The organism is Streptomyces sp. TS71-3 (genome assembly GCF_018327685.1).
Taxonomy (GTDB): Bacteria; Actinomycetota; Actinomycetes; order Streptomycetales; family Streptomycetaceae; genus Streptomyces.
In genome coordinates this window covers 898187-910497 of record NZ_BNEL01000003.1, presented here as the reverse complement: position 1 = coordinate 910497, position 12311 = coordinate 898187, and the positions used below count along the sequence as shown (strand labels likewise).

General features: G+C 70.0%; 9 protein-coding genes. 3 read left to right on the top strand and 6 right to left on the bottom strand.

The annotated features are described in order from the left end of the window. Positions 1-77 precede the first annotated feature (77 nt). The 3 genes from Sm713_RS28245 (at position 78) to Sm713_RS28235 (ending at position 3222) form a co-directional block, all read left to right on the top strand. Positions 78-1154, top strand: a complete 1077-nt coding sequence (locus Sm713_RS28245; protein WP_212914904.1) for a ParA family protein — start codon at positions 78-80, stop codon at positions 1152-1154. After that, positions 1151-2275 (top strand): ParB/RepB/Spo0J family partition protein, encoded by a 1125-nt coding sequence (locus tag Sm713_RS28240; protein WP_212912848.1) that lies wholly within the window; start codon positions 1151-1153, stop codon positions 2273-2275. The genes Sm713_RS28245 and Sm713_RS28240 overlap by 4 nt, the downstream gene beginning before the upstream one ends. A gap of 329 nt (positions 2276-2604) precedes the next feature. Continuing rightward, positions 2605-3222, top strand: coding sequence for a GNAT family N-acetyltransferase (locus Sm713_RS28235; RefSeq protein WP_212912847.1), 618 nt, complete (start codon positions 2605-2607; stop codon positions 3220-3222). A 175-nt stretch (positions 3223-3397) separates the two neighbouring features. Here Sm713_RS28235 and trxA read toward each other — a convergent pair whose 3' ends face one another. From trxA to murJ, 6 genes are all read right to left on the bottom strand, one after another. Beyond that, entirely contained in the window at positions 3398-3730 is a 333-nt protein-coding gene (gene trxA, locus Sm713_RS28230; protein WP_212912846.1) for a thioredoxin, read from the bottom strand. Between the two features lie 34 nt (positions 3731-3764). Next, positions 3765-4730 carry a thioredoxin-disulfide reductase gene (gene trxB, locus Sm713_RS28225; RefSeq protein ID WP_212912845.1) on the bottom strand — a complete coding sequence of 322 codons (966 nt, stop codon included), beginning with the start codon at positions 4728-4730 and terminating at the stop codon, positions 3765-3767. A gap of 387 nt (positions 4731-5117) precedes the next feature. Next, complete coding sequence (locus Sm713_RS28220) at positions 5118-6074, bottom strand: anti-sigma factor (protein WP_212912844.1); 957 nt, start codon at positions 6072-6074, stop codon at positions 5118-5120. Next, complete coding sequence (sigM, locus tag Sm713_RS28215; RefSeq protein ID WP_212912843.1) at positions 6071-6949, bottom strand: RNA polymerase sigma factor SigM; 879 nt, start codon at positions 6947-6949, stop codon at positions 6071-6073. Before sigM ends, Sm713_RS28220 begins: the two co-directional genes overlap by 4 nt. Positions 6950-7213: 264 nt before the next feature. Beyond that, complete coding sequence (locus tag Sm713_RS28210) at positions 7214-8914, bottom strand: protein kinase family protein (RefSeq protein ID WP_374196126.1); 1701 nt, start codon at positions 8912-8914, stop codon at positions 7214-7216. 775 nt (positions 8915-9689) lie between these two features. Next, positions 9690-12305 (bottom strand): murein biosynthesis integral membrane protein MurJ, encoded by a 2616-nt coding sequence (gene murJ / locus Sm713_RS28205; protein ID WP_374196082.1) that lies wholly within the window; start codon positions 12303-12305, stop codon positions 9690-9692. Positions 12306-12311: the final 6 nt, after the last annotated feature.

The following is a 12311-nucleotide window of genomic DNA, read 5'->3' as shown; positions in this document are numbered from 1 at the left end:
AAGAGGGCACGGAGTTGTCCACAAACGCGGATTTCTCCACAGAAGAACAGGCCTCGCTGGTTCACGACCCCCAAGACATGGGAGGCTCTGTTCATTGCGAGCCTGAAGTCGAGGAGAGTGAATCCTTGCGGTCCGACGCCAACATCGCGGGACCGATGACCGATCCGGTCCCCGGTCCCCGTACCGAGACGGCGGGGGAGGATGTTTCACGTGAAACACCGGCCCCGCTGGACGACACTCCCATCGGTCGCGCTGCTCAGCTAGCCATGGAGGCTCTGGGCCGTGCCGGCGAAGGCTTGCCACGGCCCGAGCAGACCCGGGTCATGGTGGTCGCCAACCAGAAGGGTGGGGTCGGCAAGACCACGACCACCGTGAACCTTGCCGCCTCCCTCGCGGTCCATGGCGGTCGGGTCCTGGTGATCGATCTGGACCCGCAGGGCAATGCGTCCACAGCGCTGGGTATTGATCACCACGCCGAAGTCCCTTCTATCTACGACGTATTGGTGGAGAGCAAGCCGCTCTCGGAGGTTGTGCAGCCGGTCCCCGATGTAGAGGGACTGTTCTGTGCGCCGGCCACCATCGATCTCGCCGGTGCGGAGATCGAGCTGGTCTCACTGGTGGCCCGGGAGAGCAGGCTCCAGAGGGCTATCCAGGCGTATGAACAGCCGCTGGACTATGTCCTGATTGACTGCCCGCCCTCCCTGGGTCTGCTGACCGTCAACGCCCTGGTGGCCGGCGCGGAGGTCCTGATCCCCATCCAGTGTGAGTACTACGCGCTGGAGGGCCTGGGACAGCTGCTGAGGAACGTCGACCTGGTCCGGGGGCACCTGAACCCGGCTCTCCATGTCTCCACCATCCTGCTGACCATGTACGACGGCCGGACGAGGCTGGCGTCGCAGGTCGCGGACGAGGTACGGAACCACTTCGGGGAAGAGGTCCTCCGGACGAGCATTCCGCGCTCGGTTCGTATCTCGGAGGCACCGAGCTACGGGCAGACGGTCCTGACCTACGATCCAGGGTCGAGCGGTGCGCTCTCCTACCTTGAGGCGGCCCGCGAGATCGCTCTACGGGGGGTCGGCGTGCGGTATGACGCCACGCATGCCCACCTGGGCTCTCAGAATGAACAGCCAAGCATCACGGAGGGGATCCAGTGAGTGACCGACGGAGGGGGCTCGGCCGTGGCCTCGGGGCCCTGATCCCTGCGGCCCCGACACCCGAGAAGACCGCACCCCCGGCAGTGGGCAGTGGGTCGTCGTCGGCACCTGCATCGTCGGGAACGCCGGCGCCCGTCCTCAGCACCGAACGCGGCGTGGCGGCGGCCAAGGTGGCCACCCTGCCCAGAGGCACCGTCTCTCCCGAGGTGGAGGAGTCCTCGCCGGCTCCTGTAGTCGCCGAGGCGCTCGACCAGGAGCAGCCCTCCAGCGCCTACTTCGCGGAGCTTCCGCTCGACAGCATCACGCCCAACCCCCGCCAGCCGCGTGAGGTGTTCGACGAGGACGCTCTTGCGGAACTGGTCACCTCCATCACAGAGGTCGGCCTCCTCCAGCCCGTCGTGGTGCGACAGGTGAGCTCCTCCCGCTATGAGCTGATCATGGGCGAGCGCCGGTGGCGGGCGTGCCGTGAGGCCGGCCTCGACCGGATCCCCGCGATCGTCCGTGCCACCGACGACGAGAAACTCCTCCTCGACGCCCTGCTGGAGAACCTGCACCGGGCGCAACTGAACCCGCTGGAAGAGGCCGCCGCCTATGACCAGTTGCTCAGGGACTTCAACTGCACCCATGACCAGCTCGCCGACCGCATCGGCCGCTCGCGCCCTCAGGTCTCCAACACCCTGCGGCTGCTGAAGCTCTCGCCCGCGGTCCAACGGCGGGTGGCCGCCGGGGTGCTCTCGGCGGGCCATGCCCGGGCGCTGCTCTCCGTGGAGGACTCGGAGGATCAGGACCGGCTCGCCCACCGCATCGTGGCCGAGGGACTCTCGGTGCGGGCCGTCGAGGAGATCGTGACCCTCATGGGGTCCCGGCCGGCAAGCGCTCCGCGCCCCAAGCCCCGGGCGGGTGCCCGGGTGTCCCCCGCGCTGAGCGACCTCGCCACCCGGCTCTCGGATCGCTTCGAGACACGGGTGAAGGTCGACCTGGGCCAGAAGAAGGGCAAGATCGTCGTGGAGTTCGCCTCGATGGACGATCTCGAACGAATTCTGGGAACCCTGGCTCCGGGCGAGGGCCCGGTCTTTGGAGGCGGCCCTCAGGAGGAGGAGCAGGAGGACGAGGACGCCTGATGTGAGGGCCCCTTGGCCACTGCCTGCTGAGTGAAACCCAGAAGCGGGCCGTGCTCCGGTGTGGACCGGAACACGGCCCGCTCTTTGCTTTATACGGTATCGGTGCCATCGCTTCGTGGTTACGATGCGATCAGGTATGGCGCACTCACCTGGTAGGAGCTCATCAGAGACGGGGCCATGCAGACGGTGAGCCGTACCGTGCTGTGACCGCAAGGCCCGTGCCGGGGGCGGTCGGCGACTACGACCGCTGAGAGCCTGCTGGGGAACGGGGCGCTCTGGCCAGCCGTCCGTGGTGCGTCGGGCGGCGGAGGAAGTGAGGAACTGCCTTCATGGGGCGTCGGCTCGTACCGCTCACGCTGGACAACCTTCAGGATCTTCCCAAGCGCTGCCGGGCCTGTGTCTTCTGGGAGCTGGACCCCGTCAGCGGTCAGGCCGCGGAGAAGGCCGGCACTCCCGATCTGGAGAAGGAGGCATGGATCTCCGCCGTGCTCCTGGAGTGGGGATCGTGCGGCCGCGTCGTCTATGTCGACGACGTGCCGGTGGGCTTCGTGCTCTACGCGCCCCCGGCCTACGTGCCGCGCTCCACGGCTTTCCCCACGAGCCCCGTATCGCCGGACGCCGTTCAGCTGATGACCGCGTGGATCATGCCGGGCTACCAGGGGCAGGGTCTGGGCCGCGTGATCGTCCAGACGGTCGCGAAGGATCTGCTCCGGCGGGGCTTCAAGGCAATCGAAGCCTTCGGCGATGCCCGCTGGAAGGAACCGGCCTGCCTGCTCCCCGCCGACCATCTGCTCGCGGTGGGCTTCAAGACCGTCCGCCCGCACCCCACCTATCCGAGGCTGAGGCTGGAGCTGCGGACGACGCTGTCATGGAAGGAGGACGTCGAGATGGCGATCGACCGTCTTCTTGGCGCCGTGCAGAAGGAGCCAGCGCTGCGACCGCTCTGAGGCAGGGCGCCTCTGGGAGGCATGACGCTCCTGGGAGGCATGACAGCCCGTGACGCCTCCGAGAGGCATCACGTCTCCGAGAGGCGTGACACCTCCGGTACGACGACTGATACGACGACGGGCCAACCCGTGAGGGTTGGCCCGTTGATGTTTCACGTGAAACAGCGCCGTCGCGTCACTCCGAGATGAATTCCTCAAGGTCGCGAACGATCGCAGCCTTGGGCTTGGCACCGACGATGGTCTTGGCGACCTCGCCGCTCTGGTAGACGTTCAGCGTCGGGATGGACATGACGCCGTACTTCGCGGCAGTCCCCGGGTTCTCGTCGATGTTGAGCTTGACGACCTCGATCTTGTCGCCGTACTCGTCCGCGATCGCCTCCAGGGAAGGGGCGATCTGGCGGCACGGACCGCACCAGGCGGCCCAGAAGTCCACCAGGACGGGCTTGTCGCTCTTGAGGACGTCCTGCTCGAAGGTGTCGTCGGTCACGTGCTTCATGGTGCCGGCCACGGCTAGCTCCTTTGGATCGGTATAGATGGGTGGATCAGACGGTGGCGCTGGCTGACGCGGCCTCGGCGTCGGAGAGAGCGGCAAGGAACCGCTCTGCGTCGAGGGCCGCGGAACAGCCGGTACCAGCCGCGGTAATCGCCTGACGGTAGGTGTGGTCGACGACGTCACCGGCGGCGAAGACACCAGTGAGGTTGGTGCGGGTGGAGGGGGACTCCACCTTGAGGTAGCCCTCGTCGTCCAGGTCGAGCTGGCTCTTGAAGAGCTCGGTACGGGGGTCGTGGCCGATCGCGATGAACAGGCCCGTCGCCGCGAGCGGCGAGGTCTCGCCCGTCTTTACATTGCGTAGGGTCAGGCCGGAGAGCTTCTGGTCTCCCTGGATCTCGGCGACCTCGCTGTCCCAGACGAACTTGATCTTGGGGTCGGCGAAGGCACGGTCCTGCATCGCCTTGGAGGCGCGCAGGGAGTCACGCCGGTGCACGATGGTGACCGACTTGGCGAAGCGGGAGAGGAAGGTGGCCTCCTCCATGGCGGTGTCACCGCCACCGATCACCGCGATGTCCTGGTCCTTGAAGAAGAAGCCATCGCAGGTGGCACACCAGGAGACTCCGCGTCCGGACAGGGCGTCTTCGTTCGGCAGGCCGAGCTTGCGGTGCTGCGAGCCCGTGGCGACGATGATGGCCTTTGCCTGGTGCACCGTGCCGGCGGTGTCCGTGACGGTCTTGATCTCACCCGTGAGGTCGACGGAGACCACGTCGTCCGGAAGCAGCTCGGCTCCGAAGCGCTCTGCCTGAGCTCGCATGCTGTCCATCAGCTCGGGGCCCATGATGCCGTCCCGGAAGCCGGGGAAGTTCTCGACGTCGGTGGTGTTCATCAGCGCGCCACCGGCGGTGACGGCCCCCTCGAACACCAACGGCTTCAGCGACGCACGCGCAGTGTAGAGCGCCGCCGTATACCCGGCGGGCCCAGACCCAATGATGATCACGTTACGTACGTCGCTCACGGCTGATTCCTCGTCTCTGGGGACTGTCTGCTGCTCTTGGCGGGAGCCGTTTCTGGACTCACACACCACCCAACGGATCCTACGGGGCGCGCATTCCCTACGTCTCCGAGCCTGGTCGAAGCGTGTGTCGAGGCCCCTCAGAGCCACCCCTCAGAGACATCAGAAGGCTCCATCAGACCCGGTGGGGATCTGCTGGGCACACCGGTTTCACGTTGAACAGACGGTGCCGTCAGCCGGGCGTCAGAGGATGTCATGGGTGGAGGCTGTCAGTGCCGAAGAGTGTCAGCACCGGAGGGAGCCAGGAACCGGAAGGAGCCAGGACCGGAGGGAGCGCCAGTGCCGGGAGGAGCGCGCCAGCGTGCCGGGGGAGCTCCGTGCCGGAGGTCGTCAGTCCCGCGGATAGGACTGGGTCAGCAGGATGGCGCCGGTAGGCAGGGCGGGGCGGTGGGTGCAGGTTGCATCCACCACGTAGGCCGAGACCTTGCTGGGGTCCGTCTCATGGGGGAGCACCACCAGATAGGCCTCCGTGCCGTGAAAGACCCCTTGCTCCGCGGCGAGCGGTTCCTCGACCCGGCCGATGCCCTTGCGGATACAGTCCGGCACCGACGCAGCGATCCCGGAGTGGAGAGGAGCCGCCGTCTTCGGCGGAGTCTCGGGCGACCCCATATCGAGCGACGGCGTCTGCGTGGGAGAGGGCGTAACGGAGTCGGATCCGCCCGTCGTCTCATGATCCGGCGCGGACTTGGAGGGGTGCTTCTTGAGGAGCGATGTCACCTGCCCCTCCAGGCTCTGCGGCGAGAAGGTCTGACGGGAGCCGGACGGGTGGGCGCTGGAGGCCTCGGGCGGTCGCTTGGATGAGTCGTCGCCGTCGAGCGACTGGACCAGGAATGTGCCCAGCCCCAGGACGGCCAGAGTGAAGACCGCTCCCAGGGTGATGGTCCGGCGACGCTTCCTGGATCCACGTCCCGCGCGTCCGGGCCCGGTGGCACCTCGCGGATGACCCGCGGGTCGTTCGGTCGACGTCCGCGGGCTCTCTCCGGGCGATGTTTCACGTGAAACATGCGTCCCCCCCGAGGACAAGGGTTGGGACGTCGCAATGAGGGCCTCTGCTGCCAGAGCCGCATCAATGCGCTCGGCGACATCGTCCGGCATGGAGATGGGACCCGACAGCTCACCGAGGAGCACCTGGACCTCCTCCAGGGAGGCACGGATGTCGGAGCAGTCGGGGCACCCCTCAAGGTGCGCCTCGATCTCAGCGCGCTCGTCGGGGGGGAGGAGGCCTTCGGTGAGCGCCGAGATCTGGTCCACGTCAGGATGCCCGGCTGCGCCGGTCGTGGATGTCACGCTCGCCCACCTCCGCCCTTCACAGAAGCTGAGTTGTCTGTACCTCTAGGGTCTTTCGCGGGTGGGACGGATGCGTCGTCCGTCCGGTTCCTTCCATCGCGGGGCTTCCTGATCCTCCCGCGACCGCCTCCGCGGCCTCCTGCGTACTCTCCTCTTCCTCCGGGCCCGCCGTCATTCTCTCCGGTGCTCCCCCGGGCGGTCTCGTTCTGCCTATCGGTCGTCGTTCCTTTATCGCCTGCCGTGCCGGCAGCCCTGGGGCCGCCCGCGCCATCGTCCCCGTCTCCGTCGTCCCCGTCCTTGGCAGGACGCAGGTGGCTGAGCAGGGGCAGCAGGCGCGCCCTGCCGCGGGCGCAGCGGCTCTTCACCGTTCCCGTGGCGACATCGAGGATTCCGGCCGCCTCGGCGACCGGGTAGCCCTGCATGTCGACCAGGACCAGGGCGGCACTCTGCTCCGGAGGGAGCGTCCGCAGGGCGTCCAGCAGCTCTCGGTGCAGGTCCTTGCGCTCCGCCGGGGCGGAGGCCGCCTCGTGGGGCTCCAGGAGGTGTTCCAGCCGCTCGGCGTCGTCGACGGGTGAGGTCCTGCGGGAGGCGGTCTTGCGGGCGCGGTCCAAGCAGGCGTTCACGGTGATCCGGTGCAGCCAGGTCGTGACGGCGGACTGCCCGCGGAAGGTGTGGGCGGCGCGGTAGGCGGAGATCAGGGCGTCCTGCACCGCGTCGGCGGCTTCCTCACGGTCCCCCAGGGTGCGCAGCGCCACCGCCCAGAGCCGGTCGCGGTGGCGTCGTACCAGCTCACCGAAGGCATCCGGGTCTCCTGCGACATGGCGGGCCAAGAGGGCCTTGTCGGAATCCCCTGAGGAGGTCTCCTCCGCTCGCAAACCGTGCCCCCTAAGCCGTCCAGGGCGCTCAGACTATAGGCGCCCCTGGTGCCTGTAAACGCCGGGGCCCCCTGGGCAAAGGAAATGGTCCGGAAGCCGTTGACTTCCGGACCATTTAATCGTGACTCGTATTTACCTGTCGGCCCCCGCGGCGCCGGGCACCGCGCGTGCCTGCGGGTCCACCTCGGGCGCCCGCCCCGGGCCCGGCCTCGAATACCGGGACCGAATCTACGCGGGGAGAAACGAGCCTGGCCCTTTGAAAAGCTATTCGGAGGGCGCTCCGAGGACCTTTATCTCGGAAATTCCGCCACGATATCGACTCGCTGAGCCGTCCGGTGGCAGTGAGGTGATGTGGATCAGTACGTACCTGGTTCGCACCGTTTTGGGCAGCGTCTCCTTGAGCGTGGCACCGACCGTGTCCAGCTTGGTGAGCCGCTGGCCGAAGTCGCTCAGGCCGTTGGGGTCCGACGCACCGGAGCCGGCGGCGAGGACCTCGACCTGCTGTCCGCTGCGGTACATGTCGATGTCGATCCCGGATACCTCCCGGGCGCTGCCGAGGTCGACGATGATGCCGCTGCCCTCCTGGCGGTTGGGGAGGTTGCCGAACTTCGCATAGTTCTCGTACCGCGGCGTGACCCAGGCCGTGCCGGTGTTGCCGTCCACGGCAAGGGGAACCTCCTCCTCCTTGATCCCCGACCCCGACGGCGCGAACTCCTCCGCGTCGGCGATCTTCAACGGCTTGCCGGCCCCCGCGGACTTCTGCCCCGTGCCGCCGTCGTGGGTCCCGGAGGCGCCCGAATCACCGGCGGGCTTGCCGCCGCGGTCCATCAGGGCGTCCGCGAGCTGCCAGCTGCCGAGCCCGAGCGCGGCGATCAGCAGGGCGGAGACGCCCCACTTGAGGGCCCGCCCGGCACGGCTCTGAAGCGGCGGCGGAGGAGCCTCCACGGGCGCCGGGGCGGCCGGCCCGCCCGTGGGCGCCCTGCGGTACACGCCCTGCTGGTACGTGGTGCCCCGGTACTCCGGCGGCGGGGTGAAGGCCGGCTCCGGCGGGCGGATCCGCGGCATCGCGGAGACCGCCTTGAGCAGGTCCTCGGCGGTGGTGCAGGGCGGCTCCTGGCGGGACGCCGTCGCGCCGTCGTTGACCAGCGCCCGCATGGCGAGTTCCGACAGCCCCCGGTGAACGCCCGCTCGCACCTGGTCGGGGGCGATCAGACCCACGCCCTTGGGCAGCCCGCGCAGGCCGTAGGCGTCGCTCTCGTAGGGCCAGCGCTGGGTCAGCGCGGCGTACAGCAGGGCTCCGATGGCTTCCACGTCGGTGCGCTGCGGGGTGCCGGAGGTGATACCGCGCAGGGCGGCGTTGACCGCGAGGCCCCGCACCCGCCACTGGCCGGACGAGGTCCGCAGCACGGCGTTGGGATTGAGCCTCAGGTGTGCCAGGCCCTCCCGGTGGGCGGCCGTCATCGCCTGGGCCACCTGGGTGACCATCTGGTAGGCCTCGTGCACCTCCAGCGGGCCGGAGGCGAGCAGAGCGGTCAGTTCGGTGGCGTCGGGGAGCCACTCCTGGACGACGTAGACGAGGTCGTTGTTGTCGACGGCGTCCAGTACCTGCACGAAGCGGGGGTCGCCCAGCAGGGCGGAGGACCGTGCGGCGGCGAGCACCGCGCGCGCCCGGGGGTGCTCTGCGGGCAGCACGTGCACGCCCACGGCCCTGCGGAGCTTCTCGTCCACCGCACGCCAACTGCTGAATCCGTCCAAACGGGTGACGCACTCTTCGAGGCGGTAGCGCCCGGCGAGCTTGTGTCCGCTGTGCACCTCGGGCTGCTGCTGCGGCGGCGGTGCGGTCGGGGGGAGCGGCTGGGTGGGGGCGGACGGGGAGGGCCGACTGGGGGCGGACGGGTCGGAGGTGGATCCGGCGGAAGCGCCTGTGGCGCCCGTGGAGCCGTTCCCCGTGCCGGCCACGGCAATGTCCCCGGCGTCCCGGGCGGCGCGCCCGGCGGGCCCTTCGGAGGCCTCCGTGGCGCGATGCGCGGGCTTGGCGGAGTCCTTCGCCGCCGGTTCCTTCGCCGCCGGCTCCGGGGACTTCGGTCCCGAGGCCCGGTGGCCGTTCCGTGCGGTTGCGTCAGAAGCGCCGCCCACCGCTTCTTCCCCCTCGCCCGGGCCTGCCTCGGCCTTCGGGGCCGGGGTCGTGCCGGACGGCGGTGCCGCCGGGGCCGTACCGGACGGCGGTTCCGGGGTGTCGGCGCCGGCGCCCGCGCGGGATTCGGCGGCCGTGGTACCGCTGCCGTCATCCCCCGTCTTCCCGGCGGCTTCCGTGCTCTCTTCGAGCGAACCGTCCGGGGATGATGTGTCGAGAGGCTTGTCGGGAGTCCGGGGCACCTGGGGGGCCCGGCCGGATGCGCCGTCGGGTGCGCCCTGCGGCGCTCGGGACGATGCCTGGGAGCCGCCTGTCGCCGCCGCGGACGCCTGGTCCGGGCCGGTCTCGGGCTCACGTGCAGTGCCCGGCTCCCGGGATCGTGCCCCATCGGCCGTCGCCTGCTCCACCTTCGCGGTCAGCGACTTCTCGCCGCCGTTGTCTGCCACGTCGATGGCAGCCGTGCTCCGTTCCGCCACCGTCGTTCCTGCCTCCCCATTCATCGACTTCGACGCCAACCCCAATTGTGCCCACAGTCCACCACTAAGCACGACACGCGAGGGGTGGGGATGGTTGTGTACGGACCCCCACCGGAGCGGTCGCGCAGGCTCAGCGCCCGAGTCTGCCGCGGATCATGCCGATGATCGAGTTCAGCTCCTGGACGCGCATCCGGCGGGCGGCCAGCACGAAGACCGCGATCATCGCGATGCCGCCGCCGATCAGGGACGCGATCGACCCCAGCACGCCGTGCCCGAGCGCCCGGCTGATCAGGACGCCGAGCGCGCCGGCGACCAGCGCCGCGGGAATGGAGGCCATGCACAGCCGCGCGTAGCTCCGCAGCACGTGCGCGCCGTCCAGATCGCCACCCAGCCGCTTGCGCAGCCGTCGCCACGCCACGCCCACCCCGACCGCGTAGGCCAGGCCGTAGGCCCCCGCCATGCCGATCACGGCCCACCTGGCGGGCAGCAGCAGGTAGCAGAGCCCCGAGACGGCGGCGTTGGAGATCGCCACGATCACCGTGTTGTAGAACGGCGTCCGGGTGTCCTCGAACGCGTAGAAGCCGCGCAGGACGACGTACTGGACCGAGTACGGGATCAGCCCGACGCCGAAGGCCATCAGGATGTAACCCATGGACATGGCCGGGCCGACGCCGTTGGACGAGTAGAGCAGCGTGCACACCGGGACGCCGAGGGCGACGAAGGCGAAGGAGATCGGGACGATCACCACGGCCGAGTTCCGCAGGCCCTGCGAGATGTCGTCCCGGATCGCGCCGAAGTCGTTGTCGGCCGCGGCCCGCGAGATGCGCGGCAGCAGCGCGGCCATCACGGAGACCGTGATGATGGCCTGCGGCATCGCCCAGATGAGCTGCGCGTTCGTGTAGGCGAGGAAGCCGGCGCCGCTCGCACCGGAGGCCTTGCCGGCCGCGGTGGACAGCTCGGTGACGACGATCAGGCCCGCCTGGTTGGCCAGCACGAACAGCACGGTCCACTTCGCCAGCGCCACCGTCTTGCCCAGGCCGTGGCCCCGCCAGTCGAAGCGCGGGCGGAAGCGGAAGCCGGCCTCGCGCAGGTAGGGGATCATCGCCAGCGCCTGGACGACCAGGCCGAGCAGGGTGCCGATGCCCAGCAGTCGCACGCCCTCCGGCGGGATCGTCTGCACGCCCATCTCGGTGTGCGCCGAGGTGCCGTACACCCAGATGAACGAGCCGAAGGCGGCGATCATGACGATGTTGTTGAGGACCGGGGTCCACATCATCGCGCCGAACTTGCCGCGGGCGTTGAGGATCTGGCCCATCACCACGTGGATGCCCATGAAGAAGATCGTGGGCAGGCAGTAGCGGGCGAAGGTGACGGCGACGCTGTTCGCCGCCACGTCGTCGGCGATCACGGGCGACTGGAGGCGGATCAGATACGGGGCGCCCACCACCACGATCACCGTGATCAGGCCGAGGGCGACCATCACCAGCGTCAGCAGCCGGCTCGCGTACGCCTCGCCGCCGTCGTCGTCCTCCTTCATGGACCGCACGAGCTGCGGTACGAAGACGGAGTTGAGGCCGCCGCCGACGGTGAGGATGTAGACCATCGTCGGCAGGGTGTAGGCGACGGTGAAGGCGTCGCCGAGCAGGCCCGAGCCCAGCGCCGCGGTGATCACGATGGTGCGGACGAAACCGGTGAGGCGGGACACCATGGTGCCGGCCGCCATGACCGCGCTCGACTTGAGGATGTTGCCGGCGCGGCCACCGGACTTCGGTACGGGGGCCGGAGCGGGCGGTGCCGTCGATGCCGCCGCGTCGGCCGGATCGGCGCCGCCGATGCGCGGCCCGAGAGCCTGGGTGGCGTCGGACTGCGCGACGGCGGCCGTGCCGGGCTCGCCGGGCCGGCCCGTGCCGTACGGGCCTTCCGTGCCGTACTGCTGCCGCGCGGCGCCGGCCGGCTGGCCGCCGGCCTCGTACTGCTGGTCGCGGAAGAGGTGGGCGAAGGCGTCCTGCTGGGGGTCCGCACGGTTCGCGCCGGGCACCGGAGCGTCCGTGCCGATGTACTGCGTCGTCTCGTCGTCGCCGTAGGGGCCGGGGTGCGCGGTGTCCTGCCCGGCGCCCGGGCCGGGGGCCCACATGCGCGGGTCCTGGGCCTGACCGCCGGCGGCCGGCGGGGCGTAGGGCCCCTGTCCCCGGCCTCGGCCCGGTCCCTGCTGGCCGTACGGCTGCCCCTGCCCCTGGACCGGGTGGCCTCCCGGGTACGGCGGGGGGTGCGCGGCGCGGTCGTAGAGCGCCTCGGCGACCGGGTCCTGGGCGGTGGGGTCCTGCCCCCGGTAGGGGTCCTGTGCGTAGGCGTCCTGGACGTACATGTCCGCGCCCTGCTGCTGCGCCGACCGCGGATCCGCCGGGCCGGGGTGACCGGGCCCGGGGAGACCGGGCCCGGGGACGGCGGGGTAGCCGGCGCCGCGGGCACCGGGGTGCCCTGGGGCTCCAGGGCCCGGGGAACCGGGACCGGCCTGGCCGGGAGCGCCCGCGTGGCCCGTTCCGGAGCCTTCCGGATAAGCGGGGGCGGGGGGCTCCGGATAGCCGGAGGCGTCCGGATAGCCGGGCCCGCCCGGACGATCGGCGTCGCCCGGACGGCCGGGCTCGGCTGCGTCGGGATGACCGGGCCCGGGCGGGCCGGGATAGGAGGCACCGCCGGCAGGACCGCCGGTCCTCCGGCCGCGGTCACCGTCGTACGACGTGCTCATGGATTC